At 34.4% G+C, this 17,088-nt stretch carries 24 protein-coding genes and 2 pseudogenes; 15 read left to right on the top strand and 11 right to left on the bottom strand.

The window, feature by feature from the left end:
• Positions 1-98: 98 nt before the first annotated feature.
• The 3 genes and pseudogenes from JNUCC25_RS18930 (at position 99) to JNUCC25_RS18920 (ending at position 2,705) form a co-directional block, all read left to right on the top strand.
• Positions 99-556: pseudogene (locus JNUCC25_RS18930) on the top strand (AraC family transcriptional regulator).
• A gap of 445 nt (positions 557-1,001) precedes the next feature.
• Positions 1,002-1,571: an MEDS domain-containing protein gene (locus JNUCC25_RS18925; RefSeq protein ID WP_078082089.1), complete on the top strand. Its 570-nt coding sequence runs from the start codon at positions 1,002-1,004 to the stop codon at positions 1,569-1,571.
• 261 nt (positions 1,572-1,832) lie between these two features.
• Complete coding sequence (locus JNUCC25_RS18920; RefSeq protein WP_013058462.1) at positions 1,833-2,705, top strand: AraC family transcriptional regulator; 873 nt, start codon at positions 1,833-1,835, stop codon at positions 2,703-2,705.
• Positions 2,706-2,941: 236 nt separating this feature from the next.
• Here JNUCC25_RS18920 and JNUCC25_RS18915 read toward each other — a convergent pair whose 3' ends face one another.
• Positions 2,942-3,286, bottom strand: a complete 345-nt coding sequence (locus JNUCC25_RS18915; RefSeq protein ID WP_035439096.1) for an SPW repeat domain-containing protein — start codon at positions 3,284-3,286, stop codon at positions 2,942-2,944.
• 190 nt (positions 3,287-3,476) lie between these two features.
• Here JNUCC25_RS18915 and JNUCC25_RS18910 point away from each other — a divergent pair, with 190 nt between their 5' ends.
• Positions 3,477-3,743, top strand: coding sequence for a DUF3973 domain-containing protein (locus JNUCC25_RS18910; RefSeq protein ID WP_078082088.1), 267 nt, complete (start codon positions 3,477-3,479; stop codon positions 3,741-3,743).
• Positions 3,744-3,786: 43 nt separating this feature from the next.
• On the opposite strand, the gene JNUCC25_RS18905 is transcribed toward JNUCC25_RS18910, so the two are convergent.
• The gene (locus JNUCC25_RS18905) at positions 3,787-4,428 is read right to left on the bottom strand and encodes a DUF1232 domain-containing protein (RefSeq protein ID WP_029323585.1); all 642 of its coding nucleotides are present in this window, start codon (positions 4,426-4,428) and stop codon (positions 3,787-3,789) included.
• Positions 4,429-4,547: 119 nt separating this feature from the next.
• Between JNUCC25_RS18905 and JNUCC25_RS18900 the strand changes: the two are divergent.
• Positions 4,548-4,676, top strand: a pseudogene (locus tag JNUCC25_RS18900) (sporulation membrane protein YtaF); the annotation flags it as partial.
• Between the two features lie 101 nt (positions 4,677-4,777).
• Positions 4,778-5,275, top strand: a complete 498-nt coding sequence (locus tag JNUCC25_RS18895; RefSeq protein WP_057273796.1) for an ankyrin repeat domain-containing protein — start codon at positions 4,778-4,780, stop codon at positions 5,273-5,275.
• A gap of 76 nt (positions 5,276-5,351) precedes the next feature.
• Here the strand turns inward: JNUCC25_RS18895 and JNUCC25_RS18890 are convergent, their stop codons facing one another.
• Positions 5,352-5,579, bottom strand: a complete 228-nt coding sequence (locus tag JNUCC25_RS18890) for a hypothetical protein (protein ID WP_013058458.1) — start codon at positions 5,577-5,579, stop codon at positions 5,352-5,354.
• A 280-nt stretch (positions 5,580-5,859) separates the two neighbouring features.
• Between JNUCC25_RS18890 and JNUCC25_RS18885 the strand changes: the two genes are divergently transcribed.
• Positions 5,860-6,378: a YfiT family bacillithiol transferase gene (locus JNUCC25_RS18885; RefSeq protein WP_013058457.1), complete on the top strand. Its 519-nt coding sequence runs from the start codon at positions 5,860-5,862 to the stop codon at positions 6,376-6,378.
• Positions 6,379-6,694: 316 nt separating this feature from the next.
• Positions 6,695-7,099 (top strand): hypothetical protein, encoded by a 405-nt coding sequence (locus tag JNUCC25_RS18880; RefSeq protein ID WP_013058456.1) that lies wholly within the window; start codon positions 6,695-6,697, stop codon positions 7,097-7,099.
• A 479-nt stretch (positions 7,100-7,578) separates the two neighbouring features.
• Here JNUCC25_RS18880 and JNUCC25_RS18875 read toward each other — a convergent pair whose 3' ends face one another.
• The 4 genes from JNUCC25_RS18875 to JNUCC25_RS18860 form a co-directional block, all read right to left on the bottom strand.
• A complete protein-coding gene (locus JNUCC25_RS18875) occupies positions 7,579-8,049 on the bottom strand; it encodes a hypothetical protein (protein ID WP_013058455.1) in 471 nt (156 codons plus the stop codon).
• 4 nt (positions 8,050-8,053) lie between these two features.
• Entirely contained in the window at positions 8,054-8,842 is a 789-nt protein-coding gene (locus tag JNUCC25_RS18870; RefSeq protein ID WP_029323577.1) for a hypothetical protein, read from the bottom strand.
• Positions 8,843-9,391: 549 nt separating this feature from the next.
• Entirely contained in the window at positions 9,392-9,904 is a 513-nt protein-coding gene (locus tag JNUCC25_RS18865; RefSeq protein WP_013058453.1) for a DUF3231 family protein, read from the bottom strand.
• A gap of 330 nt (positions 9,905-10,234) precedes the next feature.
• Complete coding sequence (locus JNUCC25_RS18860; protein ID WP_013058452.1) at positions 10,235-10,444, bottom strand: alpha/beta-type small acid-soluble spore protein; 210 nt, start codon at positions 10,442-10,444, stop codon at positions 10,235-10,237.
• A gap of 595 nt (positions 10,445-11,039) precedes the next feature.
• Here JNUCC25_RS18860 and JNUCC25_RS18855 point away from each other — a divergent pair.
• The 4 genes from JNUCC25_RS18855 to JNUCC25_RS18840 all read left to right on the top strand — a co-directional run bounded on the left by JNUCC25_RS18855 (position 11,040) and on the right by JNUCC25_RS18840 (position 13,925).
• On the top strand, positions 11,040-11,303 hold the full coding sequence (locus JNUCC25_RS18855) for a DUF1292 domain-containing protein (RefSeq protein WP_013058451.1): 264 nt from the start codon (positions 11,040-11,042) through the stop codon (positions 11,301-11,303).
• 18 nt (positions 11,304-11,321) lie between these two features.
• Positions 11,322-11,708: a hypothetical protein gene (locus tag JNUCC25_RS18850; protein WP_013058450.1), complete on the top strand. Its 387-nt coding sequence runs from the start codon at positions 11,322-11,324 to the stop codon at positions 11,706-11,708.
• 167 nt (positions 11,709-11,875) lie between these two features.
• Positions 11,876-12,871 carry a DUF3231 family protein gene (locus JNUCC25_RS18845; RefSeq protein WP_029323573.1) on the top strand — a complete coding sequence of 332 codons (996 nt, stop codon included), beginning with the start codon at positions 11,876-11,878 and terminating at the stop codon, positions 12,869-12,871.
• Between the two features lie 421 nt (positions 12,872-13,292).
• Complete coding sequence (locus tag JNUCC25_RS18840; protein WP_029323571.1) at positions 13,293-13,925, top strand: esterase/lipase family protein; 633 nt, start codon at positions 13,293-13,295, stop codon at positions 13,923-13,925.
• Between the two features lie 219 nt (positions 13,926-14,144).
• On the opposite strand, the gene JNUCC25_RS18835 is transcribed toward JNUCC25_RS18840, so the two are convergent.
• The 4 genes from JNUCC25_RS18835 to JNUCC25_RS18820 form a co-directional block, all read right to left on the bottom strand.
• Positions 14,145-14,303 carry a hypothetical protein gene (locus tag JNUCC25_RS18835; RefSeq protein ID WP_013058447.1) on the bottom strand — a complete coding sequence of 53 codons (159 nt, stop codon included), beginning with the start codon at positions 14,301-14,303 and terminating at the stop codon, positions 14,145-14,147.
• A gap of 83 nt (positions 14,304-14,386) precedes the next feature.
• Positions 14,387-14,596: an alpha/beta-type small acid-soluble spore protein gene (locus JNUCC25_RS18830; protein WP_013058452.1), complete on the bottom strand. Its 210-nt coding sequence runs from the start codon at positions 14,594-14,596 to the stop codon at positions 14,387-14,389.
• A 310-nt stretch (positions 14,597-14,906) separates the two neighbouring features.
• Positions 14,907-15,098: a hypothetical protein gene (locus tag JNUCC25_RS18825; protein ID WP_035439093.1), complete on the bottom strand. Its 192-nt coding sequence runs from the start codon at positions 15,096-15,098 to the stop codon at positions 14,907-14,909.
• Positions 15,099-15,155: 57 nt separating this feature from the next.
• Positions 15,156-15,320, bottom strand: a complete 165-nt coding sequence (locus JNUCC25_RS18820) for a hypothetical protein (RefSeq protein WP_171843226.1) — start codon at positions 15,318-15,320, stop codon at positions 15,156-15,158.
• 186 nt (positions 15,321-15,506) lie between these two features.
• On the opposite strand from JNUCC25_RS18820, the gene JNUCC25_RS18815 reads away from it, so the two are divergent.
• From JNUCC25_RS18815 to JNUCC25_RS18805, 3 genes are all read left to right on the top strand, one after another.
• The gene (locus JNUCC25_RS18815) at positions 15,507-15,713 is read left to right on the top strand and encodes a hypothetical protein (protein ID WP_029323568.1); all 207 of its coding nucleotides are present in this window, start codon (positions 15,507-15,509) and stop codon (positions 15,711-15,713) included.
• Positions 15,714-15,845: 132 nt separating this feature from the next.
• Positions 15,846-16,028, top strand: coding sequence for a hypothetical protein (locus tag JNUCC25_RS18810; RefSeq protein WP_013058442.1), 183 nt, complete (start codon positions 15,846-15,848; stop codon positions 16,026-16,028).
• Positions 16,029-16,251: 223 nt separating this feature from the next.
• Positions 16,252-16,995: an HAD family hydrolase gene (locus tag JNUCC25_RS18805; RefSeq protein ID WP_078082085.1), complete on the top strand. Its 744-nt coding sequence runs from the start codon at positions 16,252-16,254 to the stop codon at positions 16,993-16,995.
• The last annotated feature ends 93 nt before the right edge of the window (positions 16,996-17,088 follow it).

Here is a 17,088-nt window from a genome sequence, read left to right as displayed (position 1 = left end):
TATAAATGGTAAATTTTTAAAAATTTAAGTGATTATCTTTTTAAATAGTGATAACTTTTTCATTGCAGTAAATATTGATGAAAAAGGGGCAGAGTGAGATGAATATGAAGATTGATACTTTACCAAATTACCGAATTGCATATGTGAGGCAAGTTGGGCCATATGGTCCTCATAATGTTAAAGTGATGGAGAAGTTAAAACGTTTGGCTAAAAAGAAGGGATTGTTTACTAAAGATTCAATAATTCTGAGCATCGCATGGGACAATCCTGAAGAAACAGCTCCTGAGAATTGTCGCTATGATGCTGGTATCGTCATTTCTAGTGAATATTACGTTGACGATGATTTTAGTGAAGATCAATTAGTAGGGGACAGTATGCAATATACAAAGTTAAGCATACTGCAGAAGAAATTCAAAAAGCGTGGGCTACCATTTTTTCTGGCTTGTTAGAAGCGGGTTATGAAGTTGATCCAAGGCCAATCTTTGAACGATATTATGGTGACAATAATGAGATTGATTATTGTAATATTTGTGTACCTATAACATTAAAAAAATAAGAGCTTTTTATTTGAAGATCCTGAACTTCCCTAGAATTTTAAGATCTTTTTTCTACTTGTAACGCGTGTTATGATAGCTATTTTGTAGGCTATACAAACTAAAAAATAGATGGGTGATGCTTCTATCCATGCTACGCGAAGATTTATTTGAAAGAATAAGTAAACTTAATTCTGTCATTATTTCTTGTTAGGCTTTAATCGTATTTGAAAAGGGGTATAGTATTCTTTAGTCAAGGCGCCAGAATAATTGCCGCAAACGTTATACCGTTTGCAATCAATATAGCTACACTGCTCTAAAAACAGCTGTACACCCCAAAACAAATGGGAGAACATCCAGTTTTGACAGACAAGAATGCAAAGCGTAGAATTGTTCTAACGAATAGACAATTTACTAGTTTAAGATTCTTGAAATTTAGGTTGATTTTATATAAGGGAGCGTACACACTTGAAAAATCAGTTTGCTCAATTAATACAGAATAATGAAAGCGTTCATATTTACTATAATATTGACGACATGAGAAGTTACTTAGATAATCTTGTGTCTTATATTGTGTCGGGAATTGAACAGGAGAGGCATACGTTAGTTATAGAAAGTGAAAGATTAATTCCATTAATTTTTGAAAAGTTAGAGGGAATTCTAACTGAAGACCAATTAACATATATACATACTATTAATAATTTTGATTATTACTGTTCAAGTGGAAGTTTTCAGCCTGCTATAATCTTTGAACATCTCTCTCGACACTTAGATCCCTTCTATAAAAACAATAGATCTTTTCAAATATGGGCTCATGTAGAATGGGGACAGCAAGAAGGAATTGTACCTATTTTAGAAGAGTTTGAAAATAAAGCAGACAAATTAGTAAATAAAGGCGGATTACATTTAGTATGCGCTTATGATGAAGAGAGAGTACCAGAAGTTCTTAAACTTGCTTTAATGAAGTGCCATCCATACTTAATTTTAGAAAACAAAATTATCCCATCCAATTTATATATAATGACAGATGCAGTGTAATTGATATTTTAGTTGGGATTTACTCATAAAAACCAAGGCAAGTCCACAGGTAAATAGAGAACAAATAAAGAGGCTTATAATTTAAGGCTCTTTATTTGTTGTTTTCTAAAGTTATTATGCTAGCTGAAATTGCATTTTGAATAGCTTGTTTAAGTTTGTAGGAACTTATGAACAGAAGGAAAAAGCCTGCATAACTGTGCATGAAATGTCGGATAGCCTTATTCAAATCCTGCTATTCTGATAATAAGGGAGGTCATACAAATGGATTTGCTTAGAAATATGAATAGAGCTTTACACTATATTGAGGAGAATTTAACCAATGATATCGATTTTAGAGAAGTAGCAAGGCTGGCTCTTTGCTCTGAGTATCACTTTAAAAGGATGTTTTCTTTTCTTGCAGGCATTACTTTATCAGAATATATTCGCCGAAGACGTCTTACACTTGCAGCATTTGAACTTAAAGATAGTAACATCAAAGTCATTGATGTTGCGATCAAGTACAATTACAGCTCACCGGATTCGTTTACAAGGGCTTTTCAAAATCTACACGGTATAACTCCTTCGGAAGCTAAAAAAAATGGGAGTTCACTTAAAGCATTTCCAAAAATGACCTTTCAGTTATCAATTAAAGGAGGAAATGAAATGAATTATCGAATTGAGGAAAAAGAGGCCTTTCATATCGTTGGTATTAAAGAAAGAGTTCCGATAATTTTTCATGGAGTTAACCCAAAGATTGCTGCTATGTGGGAAAGCTTGAACGATGAAACAATACGTAAATTAAAAGAACTTTCTAATGTTACACCATTAGGTTTGCTTAGTGCATCTGTGAACTTTTCTGAAGGGAGAATGGAGGAAAAAGGGCAGCTGGACCATTATATCGGTGTAGCCACAACTAAGGATTGTCCCGATCATTTAGTACAACTTGAAGTGCCCGCTGGAACATGGGCTGTATTCGAAGCAGTCGGGCCATTTCCTGACACATTACAAGATGTATGGGGACGAATTTATTCAGAATGGTTTCCATCCTCAAATTATGAACAAGTAGAAGGACCGGAAATCTTATGGAATGAACATAAAAATGTAACGTCGCCAACCTTTAAAAGTGAAATATGGATACCGGTGTTAAAAAAGTAATGATGACTCCGTAATGGAGAGAAAAGGCAGGTCGCAAATGTGATCTACCTTTTCTCTTTTATAGCTTTCTATAAAATACATTGCGTTGACTAAATCTGTACAAGCCTTACATAAAAAGCAGAAAAAGCTCCCTATTTCCGTAGGGAGCTTTTCTGCTAGGAGAATTATTTCTCACATAGTCGATACGTTGCGGTATCTTGAGTAGTTTAAGTAAAAAGTGGAATATTATTCGCTTTTTAACTTACAGCTTTTAATTTTAATCTTGCTTTAGAGTTCAAGCTCCATAAACTAAATAATACGGTCATTAACCCAAGTACGACGCTAGACCAAAGCACCCCGTCTGTTAATGAATAAATAAAGGGAAAAAGAATAAACCATAATCCGGTAATGAGCGAAATCCAATTTTGCCATAAATTCCATCCGGGTTTAGTAACTCCCCAAAAAGACATAATCACTTGAAGGCTTCCAAATACAATACTTGCTGAAGTAGCCCCTGCATCGTATGAAAACCCAAGCATCCAAGGGGCAATAACAAACCAAATACCGATTACAGCGTTAATAATACCTCTTGTTTTCACCATTATCCCTCCTCGATGTATGACACTCTGTATGATGTCATACTTAAACTACATGTTTGTAAGTAACGTGTGTTGAGTATTCTTCAACGTTTGTTGAGATTTTTTCAACTTTCCATGTAGGAACAAGCACTTCTGTTGATGAGTTCTCATAAGATGTTTCAAAATCAAGTATAAGAAAGAGAGTGAAAAACAAATGTACTATTGTGTTAATTGCTGCAGATTGCAAAATGAAAATTTTATTAAAAGTAAGTTATTTGAAAATGGAGTCTATATAGATCCATTTGTAGGAGAGAAAATTCCTTTAGGTATGTGTGCGCATAGATGTAACCATGAGTCATGCAAATCATGTGAAAAAGAAAAAATCATCAAAAAGATTGTGCCAAAGAAATTATCTAAATTAAAGAAAGCAATAGAGTATTTACCTGCTCATCGTCCAGAAAAAGTTCCGTTTTCACAATAAATAGCGGTATGCCGCGTTCAGTTCCCTTAATAAAACGCAGTCTTTATTCCGTAAGTTGATTCATCACTAGTTGTACAGCTATTGCATCGTCTAGATATCCAATTGGAAAGACGTAGTCTGGGATAATATCGGTAGGCAAAATAAAATACAATAGCGCACTTCCCAAAATAGAGCGCTTGGCAGCCGAGGTTTCTTCGCTGCAATATTCAAGATACATTTGCTTTAATTGATCAATAAAGGTACCAACGCTGCCTACTTGCTCTATTTTGGATTGAAAGTTATCTAGAATCATGCTGTGTCCTTCGTCGGTCTGTGCATATTGCTTGTATTTTGTTAGTTCTTGTTTTACACGTTCAATCGTAAAGTTTGTATCCACTATATCAAAAGATTTAAGTATTTCTTGAATTTTATCAATGGAGTAATGAATGCCTGTTTCTACTTCATTTTCTGTATTGTTTGAAGCAGCTCCAGCAGGGTCAATTAATGCTTCAAGAGGCGTATTTAAATAATGCGCAAACTGCTTTAAATGATGTAGATTTGCTTGCTGCTTTCCATTTATAATCCGTGAAACAGTTGCCGTATCAATCCCCGTAAGTGAGCTGAGCTTCCGCATAGATAAAGCATTTTCCTTTAATAAAGACCTCAATAACAGACCAAGGCTTTGTTCATTTTTGGTGTTAGACATTGTGATTCACCTCTTTATATTTTTCAACGCGCAGTATTTATTTTATTGAAGGTTTATCAACAATATATGCAACAAGTAAGCAAATTTCCTCAATATTATCATCAAAAGGAGGATACAAAATGGAATGGTTATTCATTTTAGGTTTTGCCCTATCATCAAGTATAGATAACTTTGGCGTAGGAATATCTTATGGAGTACGAAAAATCAGGATAAGATGGCTTTCTCATTTACTAATAGCAGCTATTTGTTGATTTCTATGGTAACTACTTTTGAATATCGTGTTCATCCACAAAGTTATGATAAAATGGAAATATAATCAAGGTATTTCTATATATTAGGGGGGTGTAAAGTGGAATATATTGATCAAATAACAAATGCGGCGGTGAATGGAGAAAGTGAAGAGATAAAAGCGTTATTAAATAAAGAGCCATCTTTACTTAGCGCTTTTAATTCAGATGGGTGGACACCTTTACATTTAGCTTGTTATTTTGGGCAAGTGGATAGCGCTAAGTTATTGTTGTCGCTAGGGGCGGATATTCATATTAAGGCTAAAAATTCGAATGAAAACATGCCTCTTCATGCAGCAGTAGCAAATAAGCAAATTCAAGCTGTAGACTTGTTGCTTACAAAAGGCGCAGATGTAAATGCAAAACAAAGCGGTGGATGGACTAGCCTTCATGAGGCCTCGTTGCTAGGAGATGAAAATATGATTAAACTTCTCATCGAAAAAGGTGCAGATATCGAGATACAAAAAGATGATGGGAAAACACCTTTAGAGGTTGCAATAGAGAAAAAACAAGACAGCGCAGTTCATTTACTTACTCAGTATTTAAATAATAAAGCTTAATATATAATAGGAGATTTTATGTTAACTAGAAACATATATAGTATGTATTTTCTATTTCCAATCTTTAATTAATTACTTATCTTTTTTTCATTTTCCATAATAAGTTTGCAATGAATGCACTAAAAAAGCCAATAGCAATTAAACAAAAACCAATTTGATATAAAATGAAATTCCAGCTGTCTCCCAAAGAAAAAAGTGTAATTCTTCCTGATTCTACGATATCAACGATAATAAATAATGAAAGTGTAATAAAATATACTAAAAAGAACTTACTGTAGAAATAGCTTTTATAATTATTGCTCATTTTAATCACCTCACCTTAATTTTACGGAATGTTTATCTATACGGTTATTATTTTAGTTGAAAGTGGCCTTAATTTAGAGGAATATTTATCATGAACCATAGTAAAGGGAGACTACATTATTTTTTATTGGGGATAAACGGCAATATGCTAACTGAAAGTGTACACTGTATTCACAATTTGGAATACTTTATCGGGAAGTATGGATTCTGAATATTTAAACTCATATGCACCTAAAGTTGCTATAATAGATATTGAGAGCAATAGAAAGGGATGAGGGTGTATGTTTAATCAATATCCGATTGGGAAATTTACGGTGAAAGAAGATATTCAAAAAGAGGATATTCAAGGTTGGATTCATGACATTGGAGATGCACCAAAGCAATTAGCTTATGCTGTAGAAGGGCTGACAAACGAGCAGTTAGCTACGCCTTATCGAGAAGGCGGTTGGACATTAAGTCAAGTTGTCCATCATTTAGCTGACTCCCATATGAATGCTTATACCCGTTTTAAATTAGGGTTAACAGAGCAAGAGCCTACTATTAAGGCATATGATGAAGTGGCTTGGTCGAATCTTCCTGATAATGAGTTACCGATAGAAATTTCTCTCCAGCTTTTTTCAGCTTTACATAAGCGTCTTCATAAAGTGTTAAACTCACTTGATGAAATAGATTTAAAGAAAACGATCCACCACCCTGAAAACGGGGAAGTGACGATTGAGCAATTAATAGCCACTTACGCTTGGCATGGAAAGCATCATATTGCTCATATTACCACATTAAGAAATCAAAAAGGATGGTAGAATAACATTTAATATATGTGACTTCTGAAAAGAGGCTGGGACAAAAGTATTTTAGTTGAAGAAAAATCAGAACAGTTAATCAATAGTATCGATTAATTGTTCTGATTTTTTATTGATAGGGTGAACGTAGGTTTCATTTATCCCATTTGTTCGTCTGTAGATTCGATTGATTTAGCTATGTCTCAATCTCTTTTTTTATTAGTACCAATAGCGGTGAGTATGCTAACTAAGAATGTATGAAGTATACAATACAGAAATTTTGTTTTTATGCGTAGAATTGTTACTCAACCTTAATTTTGGAAAATGGTGATTATAAATGAAATACGGTGAGAGAGAATTTACATTACAGCTAAGAAACAGAATCAATAAAATCGAACAAGAATTAAGAGATGTCACGATGAAACTCGAACAAATATATACGCCTTTATTTCAGAAACAAAACTTAGACCTTTTTGTGAAGTTTGAGGTTACGAACGGTGATCATTTTGATGAAGGGTATGAATCTGTAGTCATTATATTTATCAATGATGATATAGAAGGAGATATGCTTGATTTTTATAACGTAGTAGTTTGGAAATGTAGCCGTACGTTTTTAGGTATACCACTCTCGAAAAAAATCTTTGGAAGCAAAGTAATAGGAGAACTAGTTGGTGAGTCACTTAGCGATATAAAAGTTGAGCTTGAAACACACTTAGATGATTTTTTAGAACTTCCCGATTAACAGTGTTTTTTCTTGAAATATTTCAATAGGTTGTCTAAAAGTAGTTTTATAATTTGTTTTTAATCTTTTGATTTTAATTAGAAGGTTGTGAGAAGCAAATGTTATAGAACATGATTAGTTTATTTTTAGACAGAATAAGTCCTCTTTTAGAATTAATTAATACTGTTGCTTTGATATCGATTGTTATTTTATTAAGAAATAAAAGGAAATTGTAATGACATTTAATAAATTCAAATGATATGGGAAAATATGCAGAAGTTAGAGAGTCGCAATCAATAAAATTTTAAACAGAAGACTGCCTGAATAAGATTCTTCATACAGCTTTTTTGGTTCTAATAAATGACATTATGCTAACTAAAGAGTATACAGCTTAAAAACAGAAAAACTTCCTCAATGTGTTAAGGAAGTTATCTCTAATCCTGAATAGTAATTCATTCATCCTGTATCTGGCCATTATATTGTACGGTGATGACTTATTTTTATAAGCCATCAGGTCTAACTTTTGAAACACCTAAGGCAAGATTTTTCCACAAAGTTTGTTCAACCGCTTCGGCGTCCGCAGCATGACAATCAACAATGAGTATGACTTCGGAATGTTTGCCACGTAGAAGCCGTTGATTTTTTCTGATTACTTTAAACATAAATATTTTAATTCCTAATCCTAAGATAAATCCGCTAAAAGCACTAATAATCCCCCAATAAATAGGTCCCCAGCTTAGTTTAAAACCAATACTTGCACCAATGACTGAAAAGGCTGTGGCTAGAGCCATTCCTAAATCAATAAGAGAAACACCATCTGCTCGATGAAGGCTATCAAAAATCCGGCGGTCTTCCGTTCTATTATTAAGAGGAACGATAAATATGTCCTCTTTCTTTATTCCTTTTTTTTCTAGATCGGAAATAGCTAATTCTATGTAACTGGAGTATTCAAATGTAGAAAAGATTTGCATATTTTCACTCCACCTTTTTTCCTTTCACAATACAAAAGCTTGGGTGTTGATACATTTTCTCGAAGAAGTTTTTCTGCACTCTTTCAACAAGTTTATTATTCTCAACGGTATTCATATAGGAATCAAAGGTAGCAAAACCATATAGAGAAGGAAAAAATAACAGCCATTCTTTATTTAAAACGGAAGTAGCCTGTTTTATTTCTCCTAAAAATAGAAGAGAAATACCCTCAAGTAGATGAGAATAATAAAAGAAAACGACTGCCCAAATGATAACAAAGAAAGCACCAATGATCCGATGAATATAGAGTTGTCCTAGACCTGGCATCAACAAGGACCAGATAACGGATAAGATGGGATTCCGTTTATCTAAATAGTTTATTTCCATGGATCCTATACTAAAGGAGTTGAACTGATGATTTTCTCTTTCAGCTAACACGTATATTTTATTTAAATCAACGGTTGTTCGGTAACTATCCCATATAGCAAAAATATAAACGGGAATATAAATAAGAAGCCATTTTGTATCAAGCACGTCTTTGGCCATATCAATGTTTCCTTGAAAAGAATAAATCATGGCTAAATTCACATGAGATTTAAGGTTTATAATGACCTCCCATATAAATAATACAAAGCCGCGAAGGTATTTAGACAGTAGTAAGTGCCCAAACCCTGGAAAAGCTGCTGACCACCAAGCAACAATATAGGGGTTTCTTAAATGAATTTGAGTCGTTCCAAATATACTGACATGAGCAATATAGCGTCTTGCAGTATTGTCATTTTTATAATTATCCATATACAATCTCCCATAATTTGGAATGGATTATACTTTTTATACCTATCATTCATATTTAATTTTATACCTAGTATTCATATTTAATATGGTCTTGTTTACTTATTTTATGCAATCCATTGATATACACTTAATCTTTATCAAAATGGAGGATTCGTTGACGAGAAAAAGCTCTTTATTTTTCCATAGAGAGCTTCTTTACATGTTATTTTTGAAAATTGGTATTATGTTAATAAAGAAGTAGTTAGATGCTTCATAGCGTCTTGACTCGTTTGTTCATGATCTAGCATTATGTTCACTATGTTTTTATATTCTATACAACATAAAAACGGAAAAAACTACTGCTCCTGTGCAGTAGTTTTCCTAGTCGTTGAAATATAGATGTTGTGTTGATAATTCTCTATTGCATCTTGAGTAGTTTGCTCAAGTTATCAATAACTCATGTACTAAAAAGAAAAATACACCTTAAATGAGGATTTCCAAGCAATGTTTCGTAGCATGTGGTATGGTTCACTTAAAGTGAAATCTTCACGTTTTATAGTAATTTCATTATCAACAATCCGTGTTTTTTGACTTGTGAAGAGGTGGTGGAACTAACCAGCCTTTTTCTTTGTTAAGTCGCAAAAACTTTCCACCAAGAGCTACTTTTTGCATGTGAATTTGACCAAACATTGCTGCGATATCTTCACGAATAGATTGGCCAATCAGTTGACTACAAGCAACTAGACCAGCAGCTATATCCAGTGAAATAGCCGCAGCAACTTCGGGATCTTGAACACGTGCACCTACTGGAATATCATCTAAACAAGCTTCTGGACGTTCAGGCGGAGTTGGAGGTAAAGCCACTCCATTTTCTTTTAATAGCTTTTCTACACCTTTCATTTCCTGCTGACATTGTTCAATCGTTTCTTGTACCAACTTATGTAGATCCTTGTCTCCTACATGATTTAGAAACGTTTGATAACCAGCTACTAATCCTTTTGAAGCAGAAAGAAACGACCATGTTCCAAATACTTCACCATAATGCATCGGTTCATCTGTAGGATTTCCACTTAAAATACCCATTGTTATCCTCCTTAACATATTCATAATAATGTGCCACCTTTCTTACTATGCACACACTTAACGTCTCCATATCATGTTTCATTATTCTTCTAGATATAAAAAAAGAATTTTATCAGTGAATACAATCTACTATTTTACGTATACTATTCAAGCTGCCTATAAGGGCATAGTCACAATACCCTTGTTATACAGAGAGCTGCCTTCTTTGGCAGTTTTTTGTTTTGTCATGCTTTATGTGGCTTTCTGCTTATGACGATAAATAGAAAATGTCCATAATAAAAGGAAGAGTGGATACCCACTCTTCCTTCAGCCATCAATTATAAAGTTGTCTTAGAAGCGTCCGCCGCCAAGTTGTTGCTCAGCTAATTGCACAAGACGCTTTGTGATTTCGCCACCTACTGATCCGTTTGCACGTGCAGTTGTATCAGCACCAAGGTTTACACCAAATTCGCTAGCGATTTCATATTTCATTTGATCGATTGCTTGTTCAGCACCGTATACTAATAATTCATTGTTGTTGCTGCTTTTGTTGTTTGCCATGTTGTGTCACCTCCTTGTTTTTCTTAAGTTTCCTAGGGGCCAAGAAGTATATACACGGTAAATTATGGATGTTTATTTCTTGATCAGGGTGACATACTAATTTTTAGAAACAACCGACACTGTAAAAAGTGGGATTAGATGTTTCATTTCCTTGTTATCTAAAAGTTGCCATGTGAGAAGAGGATTGCAATTGCTATTGCAATCCTCTTTAGGTACCGTATCAATGGTTATTTTTATACGAAGCATAAAATTAAAAATGCAAGAGAGGAAGGGGTTATATTGTCAAAGACACGTCAGAAAAAAGAATACTGTAAAAAGTGCAGAAAAGAAACTATACATACCCTCACAGAAGATGCTTTAGAAATTAATTGGTACTGCCATGAATGTCATTCACAACACGATATTGTAAAAACATTTTTTTAATCATTTCTTAAAGTTTCATTCTCCAATAGACGGATAAATAACTATTTTTTAGATATATCCATAACTAAACTCCCTATTCGCCTTCGCTATTGAATTTCATTTTGTACGATTATAGAAGCAGAGAAGAACGGGTAAAGTAACCGGGAAGATTTTTAGTGGAGGTGAACGAAAAGTGAGCAGTAGGGAAAGAGATCTTATAACCATTGAAGATGAAAAAGGTATTGAAAAACAATACGCAGTTGAGGCTTTATTTGATATGAGAAATCAGACTTATGCTTTGCTGCAATCGAACGGGGAAGCGCTGTTGATGCGCGTTGAAGATGAAAAGGGTGAACAATATCTTGTTGGATTGACCGATCCTGAGGAACGTGACTCCATTTTAGATGCTTATCAAATCGCTGTAGAGGCTACGCCTGCTGACGAAGAATTTCGTTAATGTGATGAGGAGTGCGTTATGAAGAAGAAAATTGTAGATGCAGCTCATTTGGAGCAAAAAACGCAGATTGAAAAAGTGATCAACGGAATGACCTTTACGAAAAATTTCCGGTCTGCTACAGCAGAAGAATGGTACGTATTTCTTCCAGGTTATGAAGATCCAAGAACAGGTGGAGCTGCAGGAAAAGCAATGATTCATTATAACCTTTATGGAAATAGAGATGTGTTTATTAACACTACAGTCATCTTAGATGATCCAGCACTATTTAGAACAGAAATCCACCCTCTTGTTTATGCAATTGCAGATGAGCTGGTCAACAGGCTAGTTGGCTATGCTGATACCTTGCTGTCTGTTCATGCCGGTGAAAACTCTTTTGATGCAGAATATAAACAAAAAAATAATTAATCTTGATTTATTCAATATCTTTCCTTAAGTATGTGTTTTTAAAAAGTTGCTCATTTGAGCAGCTTTTTCTTTTTTAGAGGAAATATTAGTATGAAAGCTAACTTGTATGAAAGCTTAAAAGGAGGGGAAGCTAAGAAAAAATGGCTTTGATACGGAGGAACAGAAAATTGCAAAAAAAGAATCGATTAACATCTCCTGAAATGGCAAATTTATGGACACACTATATCCGTGAAACATTATCTATATGTGTAAATAAATATATGCTTCACACGATCCAAGATCCTGAGATACATAGCCTTTTTCAAACAGCTCTTCACTATTCACTTAAACACATAGATACTTTAAAAGCATTATTTAAGAAAGAGAAGTTTCCTATTCCTAAAGGATTTACAGAAGAAGACGTAAACTTAGAAGCTCCTCCTCTATTTACGGACGTTTTGTGTCTTAAATCCCTTTATATGATGAGCACACACGGACATAATGAAATGAGTTTATCTTTTACGACTTCCTTACGTCCAGACATTGTTGATTTTTATTATCAGTGCAACCTTAATGCGATGGAGATTTATAAAAAAACTAAGGATCTTCTTATTTCAAAACAACTTTATCAGCAACCACCTACTTACATAACACCGAACAAGGTGGAAATGATTAAACACTACCACTATGTAACAGATGTGTTCGGTAAACAGAGACCGATAAATACAATAGAAAGTGGACATGCTTATTTTAATTTACACAAAACATTTATTGCGAAAGCGATGATCCTTGGCTTTTCACAAGTTTCAAAAAATCAAAACGTACGAGCATTATTAGAAAAAAGCCTGCAAGTAAAAAACAAACACATTGATGTGTTTTCATCCTTATTAACCAAAGACAACCTTCATCTACCTCAATCATGCGAAACAGAGGTTACAAATTCCAATATTTCTCCTTTTTCAGATCGGCTTATGCTTCTTCAAACAGGTTTCCTTTTTGGTGTAGCAGTTACTTATTATAACGCAGCTCTCATTGCAAGTATGAGAGCTGATATTTCAGCACACTATGAAAAGGCGGCCTTGGATAGCTTGTGGATTTATAGCCGTATTGGGAAAGATATGATTGATAATCACTGGATGGAACAGCCTCCTCAAGCAGATGACCGTAAAAGGTTAGATGATTAGAAAAACGTTCTTAGTAAATAATGTTTCATCCTCTGAGCATGCTACTGAAGGTGTTTTAAAATATTACGTATAAAGAGAAAGAGCTACTGTTCAGGAGCAGTAGTTCTTTTGTGTTTAGGTTGTATGTAGTATTTTAGTTAACATAAAACGGACAGTAATCAAGAAAAGAAAACAAACTATAAGCCTATTTTTCGTACGGTCTATCAAAATTATTTCCGGGGGGATTTTTTTAATTATAAAAAGGATCTAACGTAATAGAAGTAGGTGATGCTCATTATCATATAAGCTACTATAAAAAAATACCACAGATAACAAATGAATATACCTTTAAATAACTTATAAGTATAAGTTTACCATATTAGGATTTTTATATATAATCTATGGAGGTTGTTACTTACACATTTTGAGGAGGAGAAAAGAAATGAAGAAAACGTTTGTCGCATTAATTTTTGCTTTATCCCTGGTTGTATCTGCATTAGGAATTCAGCCTTCGAATGCTAAGGCCGAAGCAAACCACAATCCGGTTGTTCTTGCTCATGGAATCAGCGGTGCGTCCTATAACTTTATTGCTATCAAAAACTATCTAATCGCTCAAGGGTGGGATCGCAATGATCTTTATGCTATTGATTTTATAGATAAGACAGGCAACAATTTGAATAATGGACCTCAGCTTGCTCGATACATTGATCAAGTGTTGAAAGAGACGGGAGCTAAGAAGGTAGATATTGTTGCTCATAGTATGGGGGGAGCAAACACGCTGTACTGTATTAAATATCTAGGGGGAGGGAATAAGATTGAAAATGTCGTGACGTTAGGAGGGGCGAATGGTTTAGTTTCTTCGACAGCACTCCCAGGTACAGATCTTAATCAAAAAATTCTTTATACGTCGATCTACAGCATAAATGATCAAATTGTTGTTAATAGTCTCTCTAGGCTGCAAGGAGCAAGAAATATTCAACTTTATGGCATTGGACATATTGGATTGCTTTCAAATAGTCAGGTTAACGCGTACATAAAAGAAGGGCTGAATGGCGGGGGACAAAATACAAACTAATTATTTTTCAGTTGGACAAGACAGGCTCGACTTTTATATATTGGGGATTACACTGTTTGCCTTTGTTTTTCAACAGCATGTACCCGATAAAACACAACCGAAGTCAAAGCAGCTCCCACGTCGAAATAGAGCAAACTTAAAAAAGTACCTTAGTTAATCGAGGTACTTTTTAAGTTTTTGTACAAAGAATCGAGGATTAAAAACCGCTCAAATTGATTTTCAATCGCGCATTGCGCCTGCTTCTCGAGAAGTCATTGCACCTTGTCCTTCACTTACGTCTCTTTGGATTTCTTGTTTTACTTTTTGTGCATTTGTTGCAGAAGCTGCTGGTTTCTCAGTAAAACCCGCCTTTTCTTTAGCTAATTGATGTTGCTGCATATACTCTCTCCTTCCTTTTTTATTCGTACAAAAAGGAAGAATGGGTCCCCATTCTTCCTTCAGCCATCAATTATAAAGTTGTCTTAGAAACGCCCGCCGCCAAGTTGTTGCTCAGCTAATTGCACAAGACGCTTAGTGATTTCGCCACCTACTGATCCGTTTGCACGTGCAGTTGTATCAGCACCAAGGTTTACACCAAATTCGCTAGCGATTTCATATTTCATTTGATCGATTGCTTGTTCAGCACCGTATACTAATAATTCATTGTTGTTGCTGCTTTTGTTGTTTGCCATGTTGTGTCACCTCCTTGTTTTTCTTAAGTTTCCTATTGTGGAAGAAATGTATTCGTGGTAAATAATGGATGTATATTTCCTTGTTAGGATGACATACTAATTTTTAGAAACAACCGACACTGTAAAAAGTGGGATTAGATGTTTCATTTCCTTGTGACTAAAAACTAAACGCTTGCCATGTGTAGGAGAGAGAATGACAGCTCGTTTGTCATTCTTTTTTCACGTTCATGGGTATACTATTTGAATGACAAAGGACTAACTCTGTAAAGAGTTAGTCTTTGGCTTAATAAAAATGATTGCTATAGCTATTTTAAGAATTGTGTTTAGTTATTCTATCCATTGCTTCTTGAACTGCATTTACAACAAAAGGGTCTTTTTCTTTCAAATCATTCACGCTGATTTCACCTGATTGTAAACCTCTGCAAATTTCATGGATATCTTCTTCAATTGTAATCGGCAGCTTACTTTCTGTAAGCATGTTACTTAATTCATTTGCTAACATTTTTTATTGATCCATGAGACGCCCTCCTCGTCATGTAAAAGTATAAAATGCCCAAACTTATTTATTTTCTCTTCCTTCTTGCTGATTCTGTACTTTTTCAATTCCAGTGTTTGATTCAAATCCGACTCGATAAGTTCCTGATTTTTGTTGCTTTACTGACTCTGGCAGTTGATACTGCTCAAAATCATCCTGAAACTGTCTTGTGCTTGGATTTCTTTCCACTTATATTCCTCCTCAGTAAATTAAATTTTGACGTTTTAGTTTCCCCATTTCGTAAAATAATTAAGCATGTTGTACATGTCTCTTAGCAACAAGTATCTATTTAATTCTCGGGAAATAAAAATATAACTTAACCTTCCACTTATTTTATCTTCAAATTTTCAAACAATATGGCTAGGAGGTGTTTTTATGCCAAAGAAAGACTTTGAAGGCGTTGATAATTCAGGAATTGCAGAAAGAGTTGATTATAACAACTATAAAAATAAAGATAGCAATAATGATCCTACGCTTAACCGTATTGTCGAAGAAGATGGGCGTGCCCTTGACCCGAGGGAAACCTTAGAAAATTTCTTTACTGACCTTGAAGGTGAAGAGCCACAAGAAATTACAACTTAATAAAAAAAGTAGAAAACGGCGGATCTTTTTTAGCGAAAAGACCTACGAAACGTAGATATTTTCATTAGAGAACCTGCTGTAAACGAGTTAACATGGTTTAAAAAATGAGGACTATTAATAGAGGTGAAGTTAATGTCGCATACAGAAACTGAACGAACAACGTATATGTATGATCCTTTCACTATACAAGGTCTTGAAATGAATATACCTAAAGAAGACGAAGGCAGCCAACCGCTAATAAATCGTTCAGGACTGAGTACCTCTACGTTCAAAACAAATATGAATAGAGAACATTTTGAACGTTATATTTATTAGCAGGAGTATCCTGCTGCTTTTTATCTTATAAAAAGATCCTTCTATTTTATATGCTAGAAGGATCTTTCCACTAAATATTCTCATTTCAGTATAGTAAATCAACTGCTTATTCCTAACGTATTGGAGATTTCATCTTGGTTTTAGGTGTGGATAGGTAATAAAAGTGGTTAGTGTTTTTTCATATATACTGTCTGTACATCGATTGTAGAAAGGATTTAACGAAATGCAGAAGCAAACCTTAATTTTTAATTTAGACGATACGCTTGTTCACTGTAATAAATATTTTAGAGACACCATAAATGATTTTGTGGCTCAATTGCAGGAATGGTTTGAGAATCTGACTAAGGAAGAAATAAAACAAAAGCAGTTAGAGATAGATTTAAAAAGTATAGAAAAGTATGGCCTTCACTCTTCTCGTTTTCCAGAATCATTAGTAGCTACTTATTTATTTTTTAGTGAACAAAATCATCAAGATATCCATGAAGATAGAGTCGAAAGAGTCAAGAAAATTGGTCAAAGTGTATTTGAAGTACCGATAGAGCCTTTGCCAAATATGTATGAAGTATTAGATAAGCTTAAAGAACAAGGACATAATCTCTATTTACACACAGGTGGAGACGAGGAAAATCAAGGTAGAAAAATTGTTCAGCTAGAGCTAGCTAAATACTTTGAAAAAAGAGTGTTCATTTCTGAACAAAAAGATACACCTGCATTAAAAGAAATACTAACCCAAATTAAGTACGATCCAAAAAAGACTTGGATGATTGGCAATTCATTAAAAACCGATATAAAACCGGCAGTAGAAGTTGGAATACATGCGATTCACGTACCTTCTGAACTGGAATGGAGCTACAACCAAGTTAAAATTGATATTGCGCCAAAAGGTAAATTGATAACCGTTAATTCATTGCTGGAAGTTCCAGAAATCATCCAAAAGCATGCTCAAGAAACGGTTGTGTCCACCTAATACTAGGTCATATGTAAACACAATGCACAGAAGCAGCTAACCGTTGATATAAATCTAAACCTTACTCAACAATAAGCAGATAAAGTTCTTATG

The organism is Priestia sp. JNUCC 25, from assembly GCF_053667915.1.
Note: the sequence above shows the minus strand (reverse complement) of the source record. Positions and strands in the feature narration are given on the sequence as shown.

What these genes read in the sequence shown, in the direction of transcription:
- JNUCC25_RS18815 (WP_029323568.1), top strand. Translation starts at nt 15,507, where the DNA reads ATGCCAAAGAAAGACTTTGAAGGCGTTGATAATTCAGGAATTGCAGAA.
- JNUCC25_RS18885 (WP_013058457.1), top strand. Translation starts at nt 5,860, where the DNA reads ATGTTTAATCAATATCCGATTGGGAAATTTACGGTGAAAGAAGATATT.
- JNUCC25_RS18850 (WP_013058450.1), top strand. Translation starts at nt 11,322, where the DNA reads ATGAAGAAGAAAATTGTAGATGCAGCTCATTTGGAGCAAAAAACGCAG.
- JNUCC25_RS18810 (WP_013058442.1), top strand. Translation starts at nt 15,846, where the DNA reads ATGTCGCATACAGAAACTGAACGAACAACGTATATGTATGATCCTTTC.
- JNUCC25_RS18835 (WP_013058447.1), bottom strand. Translation starts at nt 14,303, where the DNA reads ATGCAGCAACATCAATTAGCTAAAGAAAAGGCGGGTTTTACTGAGAAA.
- JNUCC25_RS18825 (WP_035439093.1), bottom strand. Translation starts at nt 15,098, where the DNA reads ATGTTAGCAAATGAATTAAGTAACATGCTTACAGAAAGTAAGCTGCCG.
- JNUCC25_RS18875 (WP_013058455.1), bottom strand. Translation starts at nt 8,049, where the DNA reads ATGCAAATCTTTTCTACATTTGAATACTCCAGTTACATAGAATTAGCT.
- JNUCC25_RS18880 (WP_013058456.1), top strand. Translation starts at nt 6,695, where the DNA reads ATGAAATACGGTGAGAGAGAATTTACATTACAGCTAAGAAACAGAATC.
- JNUCC25_RS18905 (WP_029323585.1), bottom strand. Translation starts at nt 4,428, where the DNA reads ATGTCTAACACCAAAAATGAACAAAGCCTTGGTCTGTTATTGAGGTCT.
- JNUCC25_RS18805 (WP_078082085.1), top strand. Translation starts at nt 16,252, where the DNA reads ATGCAGAAGCAAACCTTAATTTTTAATTTAGACGATACGCTTGTTCAC.
- JNUCC25_RS18860 (WP_013058452.1), bottom strand. Translation starts at nt 10,444, where the DNA reads ATGGCAAACAACAAAAGCAGCAACAACAATGAATTATTAGTATACGGT.
- JNUCC25_RS18890 (WP_013058458.1), bottom strand. Translation starts at nt 5,579, where the DNA reads ATGAGCAATAATTATAAAAGCTATTTCTACAGTAAGTTCTTTTTAGTA.
- JNUCC25_RS18830 (WP_013058452.1), bottom strand. Translation starts at nt 14,596, where the DNA reads ATGGCAAACAACAAAAGCAGCAACAACAATGAATTATTAGTATACGGT.
- JNUCC25_RS18840 (WP_029323571.1), top strand. Translation starts at nt 13,293, where the DNA reads ATGAAGAAAACGTTTGTCGCATTAATTTTTGCTTTATCCCTGGTTGTA.
- JNUCC25_RS18865 (WP_013058453.1), bottom strand. Translation starts at nt 9,904, where the DNA reads ATGGGTATTTTAAGTGGAAATCCTACAGATGAACCGATGCATTATGGT.
- JNUCC25_RS18910 (WP_078082088.1), top strand. Translation starts at nt 3,477, where the DNA reads ATGTACTATTGTGTTAATTGCTGCAGATTGCAAAATGAAAATTTTATT.
- JNUCC25_RS18870 (WP_029323577.1), bottom strand. Translation starts at nt 8,842, where the DNA reads ATGGATAATTATAAAAATGACAATACTGCAAGACGCTATATTGCTCAT.
- JNUCC25_RS18920 (WP_013058462.1), top strand. Translation starts at nt 1,833, where the DNA reads ATGGATTTGCTTAGAAATATGAATAGAGCTTTACACTATATTGAGGAG.
- JNUCC25_RS18915 (WP_035439096.1), bottom strand. Translation starts at nt 3,286, where the DNA reads ATGGTGAAAACAAGAGGTATTATTAACGCTGTAATCGGTATTTGGTTT.